This is a genomic window from Streptomyces sp. NPDC092369 (assembly GCF_044755245.1).
Classification (GTDB): domain Bacteria; phylum Actinomycetota; class Actinomycetes; order Streptomycetales; family Streptomycetaceae; genus Streptomyces.
This window is the reverse complement of sequence record NZ_JBIVQP010000004.1, coordinates 494679-514043: the sequence shown is the minus strand read 5'-3', so window position 1 is coordinate 514043 and position 19365 is coordinate 494679. Positions and strand designations below refer to the sequence as shown.

Here is a 19365-nt window from a genome sequence, read left to right as displayed (position 1 = left end):
TGACCGACGGCCGAGGCCTCACCCCGCACTGCGCGGGGTGAGGCCTCGAACCGTGCCGGTGCCGGTCAGCTGGTGGTCACCGCGGTGTCGTCGATGACGAAGCTGGTCTGGAGCGAGGAGTCCTCGACGCCGGAGAACTTCAGGGCGACCGTGGTGCCCGCGAAGCCCGACAGGCTGAAGGACTTCTGGACGTAGCCGGAGGCCGCGTTGAGGTTGGAGTAGGTGGCCAGGGTGGTGGACCCGGCGGTGACCGTCAGCTTGTCGTACTGAGTGCTGGTGGTGGTCTCGGCCGTGTCGATGTGGAGGTAGAAGGTGAACGTGGTCCCCGTGCAGCCGCTGGGGATGGTCACCGACTGGGAGAGTGTGTCGGTGTGGGTGGATCCGTAGCCGTCCAGCCAGGCCTTGTAGGAGCCGGTGCGGGCGGCCTCGCCGCTGTCATTGGTGACGACCCCGCTGGTGGCGGTCCAGGTGGTGTTGCCGGACTCGAAGCCCTGGTTGCCCAGGAGCTGGGTCGAGGTGCAGCTTCCGCCACCGCTGGAGCTCACGGTCCAGGTGAAGGCGGCGGTCCCGGTGGCTCCGGTGCTGTCGGTCACCGTGACGGTGGTGCTGTAGGTGCCGGCCGCGGTCGGGGTGCCGGTGATGGCGCCCGTCGAGCTGATCGACAGGCCGGTGGGCAGGCCGGTCGCGGCGTAGGTCAGGGTGCCGCTGTTGGTGCTGCTGGCCGAGATCTGCAGGCTCACCGCGGTACCGACGGTGGAGGACTGGCTGCCCGGGTTGGTGACCGTGACGCCGGTGGTCGGCACGGTGATGTGGCTGCCGACGTTGATGCCGGCGAAGGCGTTTCCGACTCCGGCGTACTGGGCGGAGCTGGTGCCGTACAGCGCCCCGGCGGCGTTCAGCGCGGCGGTGCGGGCCTGGGCGTAGGTGGTGCTGGACGTCATGTACGTCGTCAGCGCCTTGTACCAGATCTGCAGGGCCGCGGCCCGGCCGATGCCGGCGACGGCGACGCCGTCGGAGGTCGGGCTGTTGTAGGTGACGCCGTTGATCGTCTTGGTGCCACTGCCCTCGGAGAGCAGGTAGAACATGTGGTTCGCGGGACCGGACGAGTAGTGCACGTCGAGGTTGCCGACGCCGGAGTACCAACTGTCGGCGGAGCCGCCGTCCTTGTCGGGCTCGTCCATGTAACGCAGCGGCGTGCCGTCGCCGTTGATGTTGATCTTCTCGCCGATGAGGTAGTCACCGACGTCCGAGGAGTTGTTCGCGTAGAACTCGACGCCGGTGCCGAAGATGTCGGAGGTCGCCTCGTTCAACCCGCCCGACTCACCGGTGTAGTTGAGCCCGGCGGTGTTGGAGGTGACGCCGTGGCTCATCTCGTGCCCGGCCACGTCCAGCGAGGTGAGCGCGTGCGTGCTGCTCGTGCCGTCGCCGTACGTCATGCAGAAGCAGCTGTCGTCCCAGAAGGCGTTGACGTAGGCCGTGCTGTAGTGGACGCGCGAGTAGGCGGCCACGCCGTCGTTCTTGATGCCGCTGCGACCGAAGGTGTTCTTGTAGAAGTCCCACGTGGTCTGGGCGCCGTAGGCCGCGTCCGCACCGGCGGTCTGGGTGTTGGAGCCTGCCCCGGTACCCCAGACGTCGTCGGCGTCCGTCATCAGGGTTCCGGTCCCCGAGGTGCCGTTGTTGAGGCTGTACGTCTTGTGGCCGCCGCGCGTGGTGTCGTACAGCTGGTACGTCGAACCCGACAGCGTGGTGTTCAGCGTGACCGTGCCGCTGTACTGCGTGTTGCCGGTGCCGGTCTTGATGCCCTGGTAGCGGTAGAGCTCCGCACCGCTGGTGGCGTCGGTGATGACGTGCAGCTGGCTGGGCGTGCCGTCGTCCTGCAGACCGCCGACCACCGTCTCCCAGGCGAGCTTCGGGGTGCCGCTGCCCGCCCAGACGACCTTGCGCGCGCTGTCGGTGGTGGGCTTGTCGGCGGCGAGGGACTTGGCCGCCTTCAGGGCCTTGGTCTCGGCGGACGCCTTGGTGACGGTCGCCGTCGTGGAGGCGACCTTCACGCTGCGCTTGCTGTTGAACGTCGTGCTCACGGTGCCGGTGGCCTCGGCGGCGGGCGGGGTGTGCACCACGAGGTCGCCGCCCAGGACGGGCAGGCCGGCGAAGGTCCGCTCGTAGCGGGTGTGGAGGGTGCCGTCGTTGTCCTTGACGACGTCCTTGACGACCAGTTTCTCCTGGGCGCCGAGGCCGATCGTGCGGGCCGTCGCGGTGGTCTTCTGTGCCGCGCTCCTGATCAGCGCGGTGTGCTGGGCCGGGGTGAGCTTGGCCTCCAGACCACCGGTGCGCAGAGGGCTGGGGTGGGGGGCAGCGGGCTTCGCGTTCGCCGGAACCGACTGGATGCCGACGGCGAGGAAGGCTGCGGTGGAGACCAGGGCTCCTACCGCCATCCGCTTGCGGGCGATGCGTCTCACTCGTTCTCCTACTGCGGTGGCCGCGTGGGGCGGCCGGACAGACCGGGCAGCCGGGTGTGCTGACCGGGACGAGCCGAGCTGTGCGGGACCGAGACTGCGTGGAGAGAACGTGGGGGGTACGTGCCGCAGTTGGGGGGAGGATGGCAGGCTTGACCGAGGCATGTCAGCACGGTCGGGGACAATCGAGGGTTATCCCTCTGCGCCGCGCGGAGACAGAGGGACGACCCCTTGTCCACCCAAGTGCCGTTGCAGGAAACGAATCTGACGGCTCATCAGCCGACCCGTAACCGGACTTCCGATCGGCTGATGACCGACGCCCGGCATCAGAAACACCTCATGCGGACGCCCGGCCTCCCGAAGCGCGTCGGACAGACGCACCGTGTTGAGCGGCGGAACGTTGCGATCGTCGAGGCCGTGCATCAGCAGCAACGGCCGTAGGAGACGAGGCGCGTCCCGCACGAGCGAGCAGGCCTCGTACCGCTCCGGAAACCGGTCGGGATGACCGAGACTCCGCTCACGCCAATGGGCGTTGTACAACCGCTGGTCGGTGACGCCCGCCCCGGCGACGGCGGCGTGGAAGACGTCCGGGCGACGCAGCACCGCGGCGACCGCGAGAGAACCACCGAAGGACCACCCCCGGACACCGACCCGCCCCAGATCGAGCTCCGGATGCAGCCGGCCCGCCTCCCGTACCGCGGTGACCTGGTCCTCGACCGCCGCCCCGAACAGATCACCGTGGACCTCACGCTCCCACTCCGGCCCACGCCCGGGAGTGCCCCGCCCGTCCGCGCCGAGCACAGCGAACCCGTGCTCGGCGAACCACTGCGACACCAGCACCCGCCAGTCCAGCTCCGCGGTGACCCGCTGTACGGCCGCACCCCCGTACGGATCCGCCAGCACGGGCAGTTGACCGCTCCCCGCCCGAAACCAGGAGGGCAGATGGAGCCGGGCGCGCAGCTCACGCGGGCCCAGGACGAGACCGAGGGGATGCACGTCGAGTACAGGCTGCTCGGCGTACGAGGAAATCGTGACGGTCGGCCTCCCGCTGCGCCGCACCCGGATCCGCCCATCGGGCCGGTCCGCGCCGCGCTCGACCTCGACGAGAGTGCCGGCGCGGCACAGGCCGGAGTGGACGGCGGGACCCGAACTCAACCTGAGGACGCCTGCCGTGCGCCCATAGCTGTAGACGTGCGCCTCGGTGGGCTCGGCGGACTCGGACGCGGCGAACAGCACCTCGTCACCGTCCACACCGAGCACGGAACGGAGTTGGAGCCCGGTCGGCGTGACGGGGACGCCGTCGACGGTGAGCCGGCGGGTGCCGTGCAGATCGGCATGGGCAAGGAGAGCGCCGGAGCCGGTACGGACGGGGATCCCCGGGACGAGGTGCACCCAACGGTCGTCGCGCTGTTCGTGCAGGACTGTCGTCCGCCCGTCGCCGGGGTCGATCGAGAGCAATCGGACCGTGCGCTGGTCGCGGGACTGCACGACGACGTAGGGCCCGTGCTCGTCCCAGCCGGCCCCGACGACGTACTCGAACCCCTCTCGGTCCCAACGTGCCTGTGCCACCAGGCCGTTGTCTCCGGCGATCCAGAGTGTGACGTCGGCATTGGGGGTACCGACGGCCGCGAAACGCCGTCCGGGTGCCTCGGAGTCGAGTGCGGGCCAGGGGCGGACGCGACTGGAGTCCGTACGGGCGATGAGGAGTTGGGTGCCGCCCGGGGACCACCAGTGGCCGAGGGGGCCGTTCGGTGCGGTGGCCGCGGTGTGTACAGCGGTCCCGAATTCGACGTCGGGGGCGTCGGGTTCGGCGATGGCTCGATCCGCCATGCCGTCGGCGCTCATCAGGCGCAGGGCGCCGCCATTGACGTAGGCGATCCGGTGTCCCGTGGGGTCGGGGCGCGGGTCGGACACCGGGCCGGGCGTCGGCAGCCGCCACGGCGGTCCGCCGGTGACGCGCACCGCCCACAACTCCCCCGCCAGGACGAAGGCGACCAGGTCACCACGTCGGCTCATGGCGTACGCCCCGACGCCGGTCGACCTCTGCCGCCTCAACGTCACCGGGTCCGCCAGCAGGCGCTCCGTGCCGGAGTCGAGGTCCAGGGCCCCGAGACAGGTGAGCGGATCGTCTCCGGCGCGGGAGCGCAGAAAGAGGACGGTCCTGCCGTCGGAAGTGATGGCGAGGTGGGCGGGGACGCCGTGGGTGAAGCGTGCGGTGCGGACGAGTTGTTCGGGGAGAGGTGGGATCGGCACGTACGGCACCTTCCACCGCGCGCCGTAATTAAACGTATGTTCGAATCTGCTTGCCTGTGCCGACGCGGCTAGACCCGTTCGGTCGCGGCTTTCGCGATCGTGTCCCGCAACACTTCGCGCGCCGCGTCCAGTTCGGCGGCCCGTCGGTCGAGCGCACTGAGCTCGTCCCGAAGGGCGTCGAGCACGCCCGGGCAGGCGCGCACGGCGGCCGTGCCGGATGTGCAGGGCAGGACCTGGCGGATGACCCGGGTGGGCAGCCCGGCGGCGAGCAGGGAGCGGATGCGCAGCACGGCGGCGGTGTCGGAATCGCCGTACCGGCGATAGCCGTTGGGCAGCCGCTCGGGCCGTAGCAGCCCCACTCGCTCGTAGTAGCGCAGCAGCCGTTCGCTGGTTCCGGTCCGCTCGGCCAGCTCCCCGATCAGCATCGGCCCGCTCCTCTCGCTTGACCTTCCAACGGTGTCAGGGATCAACACTGCTGACGGCCACCGGCATTCCGTCGGGGGCCGTACCGCTCCGCCGGGTTCCCGCCGCGTCGGAGTCCGTATCAGTCCGGAAGGCAGACATGATCATCGATGCCCACAGCCACGTCCACGACCCGCTCCACGTGCATCTGTCCGCGCTGGACGACGCGGGTGTGGATCGCGCCGTCCTCTTTCCCACCCGACCGCACCCGGAGCGGGCGACTGATCTGGCCTCCCTGCGCCGCGAGATGAGCGTGCTGGACCGTGCTCTGGGCGGCGGCGGGAGTACGGACGTCCCGCGCGCAGACGACGGATTCGCTGTGGCATGGCGGGAGTTGGACGAGGCCCTTGCGACCCACCCGGACCGGTTCCTCGGCTTCGGTTCCGTCCGATTGGACCGCTCCGCCACCGAGATCGCGGCCGCCGTGGACCGGGACGTGGTCGCTCGCGGACTGCACGGCGTAGGTGAGCTCACTCCCCCGCCCGACCGGGCGGACCTGGTCGAGCCGGTCCTCCGGGCGGCGCACGACCATGCCGGGCTGCCGGTGGTCGTCCACGGCTTCGCCCCCACCACCGCGGCGGACGTGCGCACGCTCGTCGCCCTGGCGGCCCGCTACCCGCGAGTCCCCCTGGTGATCAGCCAACTGGCCGGGACCAACTGGATGGAAGCGGTCGAACTGGCCCGGACCGCGCCCAACGTCTACCTGGAACTCTCCACGGCCGCCCTGATCTTCGCGGTCCGGCTCGCGATCCGCGAACTCCCCACCCGCACCCTCTTCGGCTCGGACGCCCCCTACGGCGACCCCGTCGTCGCGCGCACCACGGTGGAACGGGTCACTCGGCCCGGCGAGATCCGGGAACGGGTGCTGGGCGGGAACCTCGCGGAGCTGCTGCGCCTGGCGTGACGGGTGGCCGGTGCCCGTCCGGGCCACAGGTAAAGTGCCGAGGTCGGAAGGGAGATGTGCATGCACCGGGATGGGTCTCCGCTGCCGGGTCCGACGGGACAGCTGGTCGGGCGCGATCACGACCTCGTACTGATGCGGGAGTTCGTCGACGAGGCCCTGCTCTGCGGCGGGGCGCTGCTGTTGTCCGGGGATGCCGGTGTCGGCAAGACGGTGCTGCTGGACGCGGCGGCCGAGCGGGCGCACGGCGCGGGTGCGCGGGTGGTGCGTGCGGCCGGCGTGGAGTTCGAGAGCACCATCAGCTTCTCGGGGCTCCATCAGGTTCTGCAGCCGTTGTTCGCGGGGATCGAGGGGTTGAGCGATCCGTATCGCAACGCCCTCGGTGCCGCGTTGGGGCTGGACCAGGGGGCACCCTCCGATCAACTCCTCGTCGCGAACGCGGTGTTGACCCTGTTCGCGCAGGGAGCCGCGGAGCGCCCGCTGCTGGTCGTCGTCGACGATCTTCCGTGGCTGGACCGCGCCAGCGCCACGGTGCTGGGCTTCGTCGCGCGCCGCCTGGGCGGCAGCAGGGTCGGCGTCCTCGGCGCGTACCGGTCGGGAGAGGGAAGTTTTTTCGAGCACGGCGGAGTCCCCCGGCACCACGTGCAGCCGCTCGGCAGGGCCGCGGCGGCGGCGTTGATCGAGTCGCGCTCCCCCTCCCTGGCCCCCCGCGTGCGGGAGCGCCTGCTGACCGAGGCGCAGGGCAACCCGCTGGCCCTCCTTGAACTGCCCACCGCCCTCAGCAGCACGCAACGCTCCGGCGCCGGGATGCCCGAACTGCTGCCGTTGAGCCGCCGGCTCCAGGCGGTGTTCGCCTCCCGCGTGGAGGCACTGCCCGCCTCGACCCGCCTGCTCCTCCTGTACGCGGTCCTGGACGGCACCGGTGACCTGCGCGTCCTCGCGTCGGCCGGTTCCGAGGCGACCCGTATGGAAGACCTGAGCGATGCGGAGCGGGCGGGACTCGTGTACGTGGACGAGAGCACCGGACGCCTGGCGTTCCGGCATCCGCTCACGCGCTCCGCCGTCGTGGAGCTCTCGACCAGCGATCAGCGGCGCGAGGTGCATCGCGCCCTCGCCGCCTACCGGACCGACCGGCCCGACCGGCGCGCCTGGCACCTGGCCCACGCCGCGGTCGAACCCGACGAGGACGTCGCGGTACTGCTGGAGCAGGTGGCGCGCGCGAACGTGCGGCGGGGTGACGCGGGCGGCGCCATCAATGCGCTGCTGCGCGCCGCGGAGCTGAGTCCGCGCGGCTACGAGCGCAGTCGCCGGATCGCCGAGGCGGCCTATCTCGGCGCGGACCTGACCGGTGATCTGCGGGATGTGCCGAGACTGCTGGAGGAGGCCCGCCTGGCCGACGGCGGACGGGCCGGGCCGCTGGTCGCCGCGGTGGCGGCGGCCCACCACATCCTGCTCAGCGGCGAGGGCGACCTCGACACCGCCCACCGGCTGCTCGTCGGCGCCATCCGGATGCAGCACCAGCCGTACGACGCGACCGACCCGACCATGATCAACGCGCTGTACACACTCGCCTGGCTGTGCCAGAGCAGTCAGCGCGCGGAGCTGTGGCAACCGCTGCACACGGCACTGAGCCTCGTGAAGCCGGGGATTCCGGACCAACTCGCCCTGGCCCTCAGCACGATGGCCGATCCGGCGCGGACCGCACCGCCCGCGCTCGCGAAGCTCGACGAGGCGATCACCTCGCTCGACCGCGAGGTCGACCCCGTCCGCGTCATCCGGATCGCCATGACCTCTCTCTACGTGGACCGGTTGCCCGGGTGCAGGACGGCGTTGCGGCGCGTCCTGCGCGAAGGGCGGGACAACAGCTCGCTCGCCGTGGAGATCCAGGGGTTGGTCTACCTGGGCAGGGACCACTTCGCGGCGGGCGAGTGGGACGAGCTCGAAGCACAGGCCACACAGGGACGGGATCTGGGGGAAGCCCACAGTTATCAGCTGCTGTCGACGGAGTTCCTGTACCAGCGGGCGCTGGTCGCCGCGGCGCGCGGTGACGAGGCCACCACGCGAGCGCTGACGGACGAGATGACTCTGTGGGCGACACCGCGCGGGGTGGGTTCCTATCTGTCCTGCGCCTCGCACGCGCGGGCGCTCGCCGCGATCGGCCGCGGCCGGTTCGAGGACGCCTACCGGCACGCGTCCGCCATCAGCCGCCCGGGGGAACTCGCCTCGCACGTCCCTCCGGCCCTCTTCGTCGTCATGGACCTCGTCGAGGCCGCGGTCAGGACGGGCCGGATCAAGGAGGCGGCCGCTCATGCCGCGGTGGCGCGCGAGGCCGGCATCGACGCGATCTCGCCCCGCCTCGCGCTGCTCGTCAAGGCGTCGGCGGCGATCGCGGCCGTCGACCACGACGCGACCGCGCTGTTCGAGGAGGCGCTCGCCGTACCCGGCACCGACCGCTGGCCCTTCGAGCTGGCCAGGGTCCGACTCGCCTACGCCGAACGCCTCCGCCGCGCCAAGGCCACCTCTGAGGCGCGCACCCAACTCGGCGATGCCATCGACGCTTTCGAACGACTCGGCGCACGACCCTGGGCGGCACGCGCGGGCAACGAACTGCGGGCGACCGGTCTGTCCCTGGGAGCCGCCGGGACCTCCGGGCCGGCGTCGCTGACCCCGCAGCAACGGGAGATCGCCATGCTCGCGGCGGCCGGCCTCACCAACAAGCAGATCGCCGAACGCCTCTTCCTCTCCCCCCGCACCGTCGCCGCCCACCTGCGCCAGCTCTTCCCGAAGCTGGGCGTGGCCTCACGCGCCGCCCTGCGTGACGCGTTGGCGCACCTGCCGCCCGAGTAGTGCTGCCGCGCAGGGCCAGGAAGGTGTACTGCTGGGGGAGGTCTCCCGGGCTCAGCCTCGCAGCGGCTGCGCCAGTCGTTCGAGCAGGCCTGCGACCAGGGCGGTCTGGGCGGGCACGGTGTCCGGGTAGATGAACTCCCCCTGGGCATGGGCTCCGTCGCCGACGGCGCCCATGCCGCACAGCACGGGCAGACCGAGCGCGGCGACGAAGTTGGCGTCACTGGCGCCGCCGACCGCGGTGTCGCGCAGGGCGTCGCGGCCCTGTTCGCGGGCGACCGCGCGGGCTAGGTCGAGCAGGGGGACGGAGGCGGCGTTGAGGGTCATCGGCGGCCGGTTCCAGGCGTGGTCGATATCGATCCGGACGCGCGGGTCGCTGACCTCGATGGCGTCCAACTCCGCGTCGACACGGTCCTGTTCGGCCTGACTGCTGACCCGGATGTCGACACCGGCGGTGGCCTGTCCGGCGACGACGTTGATGGCCGAACCGCCCTTGAAGAGGCCGGTGTTGATCGTGGTGCCCTTTTCGGGCGCGGCGACCATCGCGGCGGCCACTACGAACTCGGACAGCGCGGTGATCGCACTCGCCCCGTCCTGCGGCGCGAGCCCGGCGTGCGCCTCCACTCCGGTGACGGTGACCTGGAAGATCCCGGTGCCCTTGCGGGCGGTCTTGACCGCGCCGTGGGCACTCGGCTCCAGTACCAGCGTGACGTCGGCCTGCTGCGCGACCTCCTCGATCACCGGCCGCGAGGACAGGGACCCGATCTCCTCGTCACCGTTGAAGAGGAAGGTGACGGTGGGCAGCGGCACACCACTCTCCCGGGCCAGTTTCAGGGCCCAAATGCCCTGCGCCAGACCGGCCTTCATGTCGAAGATGCCCGGCCCGCCGAGCCTGTCCCGCCCGTCGTCGGACGGCCCCGGCTGCTGCCACCCGGCCAGGGTCCCGGTCGGCCATACGGTGTCGTAGTGGCCCACGAGCGCGACATGCCCGGCGCCGGTACCGGCGTAGCTCAGGGTGAGGGTGTCGCCGCACGCGCCACCGGGGTGGCGCTGTTCGTGGTCAGGCCGGCCGAGTCGCCGGACGGTCAGCTCACGCAGGAGGTCCAGGCCGCCGGCGAGGCCGGGAAGGTCGTAACTGCCGGTCTCCTGGCGGACGAGGGTCAGGATGTCGTCGACGATTTTCGACGAGACGTCCTGGGCGCGGGCGGTGAGGGGGGCGGCTGCGGGTGAGGCGGTCATCATCTGCTTTCTCGTACGGAGGCATGCGGGCATGGCGGTGTCGCGGGATCAGCCGACGCCGAAGGGGATGCCGAGCAGGTACCAGGCCACGAAGAACGCGACCCAGACGATCCAGACGACGGCGGCGATCGGGATCGTGAAGGAGGCCAGGGTGCCGATGCCGGCGGACTTCTTGTGCTGCTGGATGAAGCCCAGCGCCATCGCGAAGTACGGGCTCATCGGGGTGACGCAGTTGGTGACCGAGTCGGCGACGCGGTAGACGGCCTGGGTGGTCTCGGGTTCGATGCCGATGAGCATCAGCATGGGGACGAGGATCGGCGCGGCCAGCGCCCACAGGGCGGAGCCGCTGGTGATGACGAGGTTCATGAAGGTGATCAGTACGGCGATGCCGACCAGCACGGTCCAGCCGCCCAGGTGCATGTCCTTGAGCGTCTGCGCGCCCTCGATGGCGATGACGTTGCCGATGTTCGTCCACTTGAAGTAGGCGAGGAACTGCGAGATCGCGAAGAAGAGGACGAGGATCGGGGCGTAGGTGCGCGTGCCCTCGACCAGCCCGTCGACGATGTCGCGCGGGGCTTGGAAGGTGCCGGTCATCCGGCCGTAGACCCAGCCGAGCAGGGTGAAGAACAGGAAGAGGACCAGCGACATGCCCGTGATCAGCGGGGACTCGACGATGGAGCCGCCCGGGCCGCGCAGTGGTGAGGAGGCCGGGAGGAGGGCCGCCGCCAGGAGGGCGACGAAGCCGAGCGCGACCAGGCCGGTCGTCCGCAATGCCCGGCGCTGCTCCTCGGTGACCTCGATGGTCTTCAGTTCGTCGGCGGTCAGCGCGGCGATCGGCTCGTCGGGGTCGAGGTCCGAGCGCTTGGCGATGACCTTGTCGACGACGAGTGTGATCACCAGGGCGACGAGGACCGACGAGGCGAGCGCGAAGAAGTAGTTGGCCACCGGGGTGACGACGTGGTCCGCGTCGATGGTGTGGGCCGCGGCGGTGGAGATCGAGGACAGCAGTACGTCGGTCGTGGTGATCGCCGGGGAGGCGTCGTAACCGGCGGAGATCGAGACGTAGGCGACGATGCAGCCGAGCACCGGACTGCGGCCGGCGGCGCGGTAGACGAGGGCGCCGAGCGGGATGAGGGTGACGTACGCGGCGTCGCCCGCGACATGGGCGACCATCGCCGTCATCGACAGCGCGAAGGTGAGGTACCTGCCCGGCACGCGCGCCACCATGCCGCGCAGCATGGTCGTGAACAGCCCGCTGGCCTCGGCGACGGCGATGCCGAAGCCCACGATCAGGATGGTGGCCAGCGGCGGGAAGGTCGCGAAGTTGTCGACGGCCCCCTCGATCATCGTCGTCAGGCCGGCCTTGCTGAGCAGGCTCTGCACCTTGATGGCCTCGTGCGTCCCCGGGTGGACGGTGCCGGCACCGGCCGCCGCCAGTACCGCGCTGAGGACGACCACGACCCCCGCGAGGATCCAGAACAGCCAGAAGGGGTTGGGGAGTCTGTTGCCGACCTTCTCGATCGCCGCGAAGCTCCGGAACGCGATGCGAAGAGCTCTCGACTGTGGCTCGGTCGGCTGGGACGGGGGCGGGGACTGAGGCTGAGCGGAGGTGACACTCATGGATACCTCTTCGTGCAGTGGGGGGACGTTCCTGCGAACGATGGCATCCTGATGAGAGATTCTCTATATCTCCGATGTAAGAGTGGGATGAATCGGCACCCTAAAGGGAGCACCATGACCCGTCCTCTCCTCGACGAGCTCGACCGGCGCCTCATCGGCGCGCTCCACCTGGCACCCCGGGCCACCTGGGACGACATCGGCGAGATCCTCGCCGCCGACGCCAGCACGCTCAAACGCCGTTACGACCGGTTGCACGAGGCACGGATGGTCCGCGTGATCGGACAGGCCGACTGGGGCATGCACTCCACGGCCATGCCGGTCCATGTCTTCCTCGACATCACCGGCGAGACCCCGCTCGCCGTCCTCCACCGGCTCCGCGGCCTGCCCCATCTCCAGCTGCTGGCACAGATCTCGGGCGACCACCCGCTCTACGCCGTCGTGCACGCCCCGTCCGAGGCGGCCACCAGCGAGGCGATCGACCGGATGTTCTCCGTCCCCGGTGTCCGCCGCGTCAAGGCGTTGCCGGCGCTCAGCACCCTGCGCCGGGGCAGAACCTGGGACCCGCAGTTCCTCACGGAGACGGAACGCGCCGACCTGCTGAAGCTCACCGGCGCCCGCCCCGAGGGCACCGCGACCGCCACGCCCCCGGCGAAACCGCTCAGCGAGGCGGAGCGCACGGCCGTCGCCCAACTGCTCCGGGACAGCCGGGCATCCGCCGCGAGCATCGCCCGAGCCGCCGGCCTGGCCACCTCCACCGCGCACCGCGTCGTCCGTCGGGTCCTGGACGAGGAGTGGGTGAAACCGCGTCTGGAGGTCGTGTCGGAATGGCTGGGCTTTGAGACGTCCTTCATCCTCCGCCTGCGGGTGGCTCCGGGTGAGACCCCCGACGTGATGCGCCGCATCGACCACCTCCCCCAGACCCGGCTCGTCGCCCACGTCGCGAGCGACATGTCCGTGCTCGCCACCGGCCTGGTCGCCGACCGCTCCGCCCTGGCGCTCTTCGTCGACCACGAGCTGGCCAGGATCCCCGGCCTCCTCGCCGTCAGCGTCGACGTCATGCTCACCGAGCCGCGCCGCTACTGGCTGGACCGCGACCTGACCTCGGGCCTCGGCGAGTTCCACGCGCCGACGCTGCTGTGAGCCTCCGGCCGCGCCTGGTCGCGATGGACGGCACACTCAGCCAACTCGGCCACCCCGGACCGGTCACCGTGGAGACCACCGACCTGCAACGACGTCCGCTACCGCTTCGTCCTCGGCATGTCGGCCCTGGATGAAGACGGGGCGGAACCCCTGGGCTGAGCGGCCGCCACGACCAGTCGCCGGATGTCGTCCAGGTCGGCCTCGAACTCGGCGGTGAGGTCCACGGGCAGGTCCAGCCACGGTCCGAGTCTGGTGTGGCCCGGGAGCTCGCCGTCCGGGAGTTGACCGCGTCGGCCGCGCGGGTCCAGGGCTCCCGGCGAGAAGCGGCCCGAGGCCTCGGAGGCGGCGAAGCCGATCACGAAGGTGCTGACCAGGCGTTCCAGTCGGGGCACCTCGGATTCCGGGACTCCCGCTTCGATGAGGGCGACGTAGATGAAGTCGACCGCTCGCACGGCGTCCGGCGTGACGGCGGGACGGGAGAAGAGGAGTTGCGCGGCCCAGGGGTGCTGCCCGGTCACCTCCCGGACGGCGTACGCGAGGGCGTTGAGCCGCTCGTCCCAGGCCAGGTCCTCGACCACGCCCGACCGCAGCAGCGCGGCGAGCAGGCGTCCGACCATGCCGTCGAGGAGCTCGGCCTTGTCCTTGACGTGCCGGTACAACGCCATCGGCGTCACGCCGACGCGCTCCGCCAGTGCGCGCATGGAGACCGCGTCGAGGCCGTGCTCGTCGGCGATGGCCAGCGCCGCGTCCAGGATCTCTTCACGTCTGCCGCTCATGGGTCTACAGTGTAGACGTATACGGCGTATACGCACGCCGATTCCCGGATCCATCGCTGGTACCTGGAGGGCAGATGCTCGTCGCGGACGGACTGGTGAAGCGCTACGGCAGGCGGCGTGCGCTCGACGGCTTCGACCTGTCGGTCGCGCCCGGCGAGATCGTCGGCCTGATCGGGCACAACGGCGCCGGCAAGACCACCTTCGTCGAGATCGTCACCGGTCTCGTGCGTCCCGACGCGGGCCGACTCCAGGTCGGGGCGCTCGACGCGCTACGCGCCGGCCGGGCCGCGCGACGGCTGCTCGGCGTGGCTCCGCAGGAGTTGGCCCTGTACGGCGGTGTCAGCGTGCGGGAGAACCTGCGGCTGTACGCCGGACTGGCGGGGCTGCGCGGACGGCGCCGGGCCGCCGAGATCGCCCGTGTCCTGGAGGAGTTGCACCTGACGGCTCTCGCGGACCGGCCCGTGGGCGTACTCTCCGGCGGGCAGCGCCGCCGCGTCCAGGCAGCCACCGCCATGGTCGGTTCCCCGCCCCTGCTGCTGCTCGACGAGCCGACGGCCGGGGCCGATCCGCAGACGCGAGCGGCCCTGCTGACCGCCGTCAGGTCCCGCGCCGAGGCCGGTGCCGCCGTGGTCTACACGACGCACTACCTGCCCGAACTCGTCGACCTCGACGCCACGTTGGCGCTCGCACGAGCCGGGCGGGTCATCGCGCGCGGCACCCAGGAAGAACTCACCCGCCACCTCCCCGGCGAACTCAGGGTCTCGTTCGCCGATCCGGCCGACGCCGAGCTACGGATGTCGACCACGGACCCCGGCGCCGATCTCGCCGCCCTGCTCGCCGCCGGCCGCACGCCCTCCGGCGTCGACATCCGCCGCCCGAGCCTGGACGACCTCTACCGGTCCCTCGAAACCACGGAGCCGCAGAATGCCCCGACCGACCCGGAGCCGCACGATGCGGCCGCGTGAGTCCGCCGCCCGCGTGAGTGTCCTGATACGCCACAACGCGCTGCTGATGCTGCGCGAACCGGGCCCGCTGCTGAGCCGGATGATCCTGCCGTTGGTCTTCATCACCCTGCTGCGTCCGCTCTACCTCGCCGCGCAGGGCCGGACGGCCGGTACCGAGCAGGCCGTCGTCGGCACCCTGGTCACCTTCTCGCTGCTCGCGCTGAGCATCTCCGGCAGCGCGATCCTCACCGAACGGCTCGCCCACACATGGGACCGGCTGCGCGGCACACCGCTCCACCCCGCGGAGTTGCTCGCCGGCAAGGCCGTCCCCGTCTTCGCGGCGCTGTTCGCCCAGCAGTTGCTGATCGTCGGCTTCGGCGTGGGGGTCTTCGGGCTGGCCGTGCCGCACCCGTTCCTGCTGCTGAGCGTCCTGCTGTGCTGGAGCTGCACCCTGCTCGGTCTCGGCGCGCTGCTCGGGGTCGTGGTGCGCAGCATGGGCGAGCTGTCCGCCGCCTATGACGTCGGCGGCATGCTGCTCAGCAGTGTCGGTGGCGCGCTCGTCCCGCTCAGCGTCCTGCCGGCCTGGGTGTCGGACGTGGCTCCGGCCTCGCCCGGCTACTGGGCGACCCGAGGTCTGCACGCCGCGCTCACCGGCGGCACGCACAGCGTCGCGGCGGCCTGCGGCACGCTCCTCGGCACGGCGTTGATCTGCGGCGCCCTGGCCTCGGTGCGTCTGCGGGGCGGCAGTGCCCGGCTGGTCGCGCTGTAGGCCCACCGTGCGGCCTGAGTGAGCTGCTGATGGCACAGAGTTCACAGCGAACTGCGAGGAAGGGCTTGCTTTCACGCGCCGTGACCGTAATCTTCACCCACAAGGTGCCTTTGCTCTGGGGGGAGTTGGCGCATGAACGGCACGATCGACGGGTTCCGCTATGGTGCGGTGACCCCGGTGGCGGCCTATTTGATGGCCTGCCTGGGAGGGGCGCTGGGGCTGCGGTGCATCGTCCGCTCCCTGCTCAACGAGGAGTCCTGGAAGCCCGGTTGGCTGGCGCTCGGCGCCGCGTCCATCGGCTGCGGCATCTGGACCATGCACTTCATCGCGATGCTCGGCTTCCAGGTCGAGGAGACCGGGATCCGCTACAACGTGGCTCTGACCGTACTCAGCCTGGTTGTCGCGATCCTCGTGGTCGCCATCGGTGTGTTCATCGTCGGCTATCTGGGCGCCGGCCGGACGACACTGGCGGTCGCCGGTGTCATCACCGGGCTCGGTGTCGCCGCGATGCACTACCTCGGCATGGCGGCCATGCAGCTCAACGGGGACATCGAGTACAACGTGGTCACCGTCGGCCTGTCCGTCCTGATCGCGATCGTCGCCGCTACCGCCGCGCTCTGGGCCGCCGTCTCCATCCGGGGATTCCTGACGAGCCTCGGGGCCAGCCTCGTCATGGGTATCGCGGTGTCCGGCATGCACTACACGGGCATGGCCGCCGTGGCCGTCCATGTGCACAACAACGGCAACGGCGCCTACTCGGGCGACTCGCCCACCTCACTGCTGCTGCCGATGCTGCTGGGACCGGCGGTCTTCCTGCTGCTGGCCGGCGTGGTGGTCATGTTCGACCCGCTGCTGGTGCTCGGCGACGGCGAATGGAACCGCACCTCGTCCGGCTCGCCCCGGGGCGCGGCCACGAAGACGTCCGACGCGGGAGACCCGGCCGCCGGATCCGGCGCGCGTTCCCGGGGCAGCTTCCTCGACCGGTCCGCCACCGCGGCACGGCCACACCCGGACGGGCCCGCAGCCACGTCCCGGCAGTCTCGGGACATCTCCCAAGCCACCGCCTCCGGAGGACGGCGCCGGAATCCGTCCCGGTCCGCGCCCGGTCGTCCCCAGGAACCCACCGGGGCCGGCCCCGGACGTCCCACGGAGTCCGGCTCGGGACATTCCACGGAGTCCGGCTCCGGACGTTCCACCGGCACCGGCGGTGGACTACCCCCGCAACCGCTCCGGACCACGTCCGCGCCCAAACCCACGCCCACAACCGCGCGTCGGCAGGCACCACCAACCACCGGCCCGGCACAGGGACACTACGGTCCCCCGCAGCAGGCACCTCGCCCGGCCCCACCGCGCGCCCAGGAGTGGTAGCCGGCCTGACCCGCGACCCGTCGGCCCGCCCGCCGACGTCCTGACCACCCGGCGATGTCCGGCGCCGGCGCGGGACCGCTCCCGCAACCGCTGCGAACCGCCTCCGCCCCAGACCCGCGGCCACACCGCACGTCGGCCGGCACCCCACCCGGCCCCGCCCTGCGTCCACGAGATAGTGGCCCGCCCGACCCAACGGCCATCGGCGCCCCGATCACCCAGCCACCCGAGCACGTCAGTTCGGCGCACCGGGCGGCACCCGTGGCAGCGGGTCGAGCAGGACCGAGCCGGGGTCGGACAGGAAACGGCCGATCAGGCCGGCGGCCTCACGACCGCCGTCGTCGTCCCGGTGGCCGGCCTCCTCGGCGAACCGGCGCAGCGCGGCGCGCAGTTCCGTGCGCGCGACGGCGTGCAGGGTGCCGTCCTCGGCCACGGTCAGCAGGTGGTTGAGGAGCGTCCACTCGGCCGTGTGCCGCACCGCCTCACCGCCACGCGTCTCCGCCGGGACCGGATCGCCGCGGCGCCAGGTGGCGGCGAGGAGCGCGTCGACCACGTCGGTGACACCCGGCACGCCGGGGTCGGTGGCGTGCTGCCAGGCGAGGCGGTTCAACCGGGCCGGTTCCAGGAGCTGTTCGGTGACCAGGGTGACGGCGGCTCCGACCGCCACGAGGGGGTCGAAGATCCGGCCCGCGCCCGTGTCGAGGTACTGCTCGGTGCGTCCGTAGCGGATGGCCGGCGGGGTTAGGGTGTCCAACACGGCGCCGGGCAGGGCGAGTTGGTCGGCGTACAGGAGCGAGGCCAGCCGGGCGAGCGCCCGCTGCTGAGTGGCGGCGTCGACTACGTCCGTACCCCGGACCCTACCGAGTCCGTCTCCCGCGAGGCCGTACGCGTACCGCACTCCCCCGACCAGCCGCGCCACCGCGGCCACCTCGTGCCGGTGCAGGAGGTACAACAGCGCGAACCGCTCCTCCAGTTCACCGGTCTGCCGCTCGGGCGGCAGCACCCCGCGTGAGAACCCGTCGAGCGCGACCCGGCGAACGCGTGTCATCGTCTCCAGGGCCTGGAACGGGTGTGCGGCCGTCACCCAGGGCACGCCGTCGGCATGGGCGACGTCCGGTCCCTGGCCATCGTCGTCGGAGACGTAGGCCAACTCGGCGGACTCCCGCCGCAGTCGGGCGAGTTCGGCCGTCTCGTCCGCGAACCGACCGTAGGCGTGGGCGACGAGGAAGTGGTCCCACGGGCCCAGCCCCGTCGAGTAGGCGGCGGACAGATCGATGCGGCCGTCGTCGCCGACGCGGACACCCGCGTGCGGGTAGTCCATGACCGACGGCTTCGGGTGGGTCGTACTCGCGAAGTTGTGCATGAAGCCGAGGGCGTGGCCGATCTCGTGCGCTGCGAGGTGGCGCAGTCGGGCGAGGACCAACTCCTCGACGGCGGCTAGGCGTTCGGCCTCGTCGGGGCGTCCGTAGGGGGCCAGCAGAGCCTCGCCCAGCGCACGGACCTGCTCGACGCGCTGGGAACCGAGGCGTACCCGGGCGTGCAGGATCTCGCCGGTGCGCGGGTCGGTCAGCCCCTGGCCGAGGGACCAGCCGCGGCCTGCCCGGTGCACCCACACCACGCCGTTGACCCCCGGCTCGTACGGGTCGAAGCCGTCGCCGCCCGCCTCGACGCGATAGGCGTCGGGCAGGCCGATCGCCGCGAACGCGTCCCGCCACCAGTTGCCGCCCTCGATCACGGCCGAGCGGAAGGGTTCGGGGACGGCCGGGTCGACCTGGAACACGATGGGGGCCGTGCCCGGGCCGACGCGGAAGCGGGGCTGGACCTTGACCTGCGTGTCGGCCAGTCCGACGCGGCCGTGGTCGGCGTATCCGACGCCGTAGCCGCCGGAGGCGGGGTGGAAGCGGCGTACCGGCATCGGGTCGGCGGGCAGCCGGATCAGGTTGAGCTGCTGGACGACCGTCACGGCGCGCGGGTCGGCGGCGACCGCCCGGATCGCGGCGCCGCGGCCGGGACCCCGGAAGGTGAGGAGGGCAGGCAGGCGGATGCCGGTGGGGCCGGTACGGCTGTCGGCGACGAGCGGGAGACTGAGGGCCGCGTCGACGGCGTACTCCCCCTGTTCCTTCTCGTGCAGGTGCTCGGCGACCCGGTCGTGGTCGGCGAGGACGAGGTCGGTCGCGTCCACGAGGGCCGCGCCGTTCTCCTCGCGCAGCACCAGGCCGCTCCACACCACGGACATGGCGAAGGACTCCTGACCGGCGCGCACGGCGGCCTCGTCGCCGGAGGTCAGGAAATGTTTGTTGCGGACGACGAACAGGACCCGGTCGCCGGTCCGCCGGAACACCGCGAGTCTCGCCTTGCCCGCGCGGCCCCGGTCCAGCCACAGCTCGCTGGAGCCGAGCCCCTGGGAGAGGGAGACGGTGAGCAGGAACGGCTCGTCGAAGTGGCGGATGCCCAGGAGCACCCGGTCATCCGGGAGGACGGCGTCGGTGACGAGGTCGATGAAGTCGGCCGGCATGCGTGCCCTTTCGGAGAGGGGTGCTCGACGTGATCCTTTCAGGCACGGCTCGCGTGGTGACGGGCGGGAACAGCGGGAACA

Annotated in this window: 12 protein-coding genes and 1 pseudogene; 6 read left to right on the top strand and 7 right to left on the bottom strand. The window is 71.4% G+C overall.

What is annotated here, in order from left to right:
• Positions 1–65 precede the first annotated feature (65 nt).
• From ACIQI8_RS26115 to ACIQI8_RS26105, 3 genes are all read right to left on the bottom strand, one after another.
• Complete coding sequence (locus ACIQI8_RS26115) at positions 66–2435, bottom strand: M4 family metallopeptidase (RefSeq protein WP_402356021.1); 2370 nt, start codon at positions 2433–2435, stop codon at positions 66–68.
• A 213-nt stretch (positions 2436–2648) separates the two neighbouring features.
• Complete coding sequence (locus ACIQI8_RS26110) at positions 2649–4709, bottom strand: prolyl oligopeptidase family serine peptidase (protein ID WP_402355064.1); 2061 nt, start codon at positions 4707–4709, stop codon at positions 2649–2651.
• Positions 4710–4777: 68 nt separating this feature from the next.
• Positions 4778–5134 (bottom strand): MerR family transcriptional regulator, encoded by a 357-nt coding sequence (locus tag ACIQI8_RS26105; protein ID WP_402355062.1) that lies wholly within the window; start codon positions 5132–5134, stop codon positions 4778–4780.
• 137 nt (positions 5135–5271) lie between these two features.
• Here ACIQI8_RS26105 and ACIQI8_RS26100 point away from each other — a divergent pair, with 137 nt between their 5' ends.
• Together ACIQI8_RS26100 and ACIQI8_RS26095 are read left to right on the top strand one after the other, a co-directional pair.
• On the top strand, positions 5272–6075 hold the full coding sequence (locus ACIQI8_RS26100; protein ID WP_402355060.1) for an amidohydrolase family protein: 804 nt from the start codon (positions 5272–5274) through the stop codon (positions 6073–6075).
• 60 nt (positions 6076–6135) lie between these two features.
• Positions 6136–8919: an ATP-binding protein gene (locus ACIQI8_RS26095; protein WP_402355058.1), complete on the top strand. Its 2784-nt coding sequence runs from the start codon at positions 6136–6138 to the stop codon at positions 8917–8919.
• Positions 8920–8970: 51 nt separating this feature from the next.
• Here ACIQI8_RS26095 and ACIQI8_RS26090 read toward each other — a convergent pair whose 3' ends face one another.
• The gene (locus ACIQI8_RS26090; protein ID WP_402356018.1) at positions 8971–10155 is read right to left on the bottom strand and encodes a M20 family metallopeptidase; all 1185 of its coding nucleotides are present in this window, start codon (positions 10153–10155) and stop codon (positions 8971–8973) included.
• Positions 10156–10203: 48 nt separating this feature from the next.
• Complete coding sequence (locus ACIQI8_RS26085) at positions 10204–11775, bottom strand: AbgT family transporter (protein ID WP_402355056.1); 1572 nt, start codon at positions 11773–11775, stop codon at positions 10204–10206.
• Positions 11776–11889: 114 nt separating this feature from the next.
• On the opposite strand from ACIQI8_RS26085, the gene ACIQI8_RS26080 reads away from it, so the two are divergent.
• Positions 11890–12915: an AsnC family transcriptional regulator gene (locus ACIQI8_RS26080; RefSeq protein ID WP_402355054.1), complete on the top strand. Its 1026-nt coding sequence runs from the start codon at positions 11890–11892 to the stop codon at positions 12913–12915.
• Between the two features lie 98 nt (positions 12916–13013).
• Here the strand turns inward: ACIQI8_RS26080 and ACIQI8_RS26075 are convergent, their stop codons facing one another.
• Entirely contained in the window at positions 13014–13691 is a 678-nt protein-coding gene (locus ACIQI8_RS26075) for a TetR/AcrR family transcriptional regulator (RefSeq protein ID WP_402355052.1), read from the bottom strand.
• Between the two features lie 74 nt (positions 13692–13765).
• Between ACIQI8_RS26075 and ACIQI8_RS26070 the strand changes: the two genes are divergently transcribed.
• The 3 genes and pseudogenes from ACIQI8_RS26070 to ACIQI8_RS26060 all read left to right on the top strand — a co-directional run.
• On the top strand, positions 13766–14656 hold the full coding sequence (locus ACIQI8_RS26070; protein ID WP_402355049.1) for an ABC transporter ATP-binding protein: 891 nt from the start codon (positions 13766–13768) through the stop codon (positions 14654–14656).
• A complete protein-coding gene (locus ACIQI8_RS26065; protein WP_402355047.1) occupies positions 14616–15404 on the top strand; it encodes an ABC transporter permease in 789 nt (262 codons plus the stop codon). Before ACIQI8_RS26070 ends, ACIQI8_RS26065 begins: the two co-directional genes overlap by 41 nt.
• A gap of 132 nt (positions 15405–15536) precedes the next feature.
• Positions 15537–16301, top strand: a pseudogene (locus ACIQI8_RS26060) (MHYT domain-containing protein); the annotation flags it as partial.
• A 703-nt stretch (positions 16302–17004) separates the two neighbouring features.
• Here ACIQI8_RS26060 and ACIQI8_RS26055 read toward each other — a convergent pair.
• Positions 17005–19284, bottom strand: coding sequence for a zinc-dependent metalloprotease (locus ACIQI8_RS26055; protein WP_402355045.1), 2280 nt, complete (start codon positions 19282–19284; stop codon positions 17005–17007).
• Between the last annotated feature and the right edge of the window lie 81 nt (positions 19285–19365).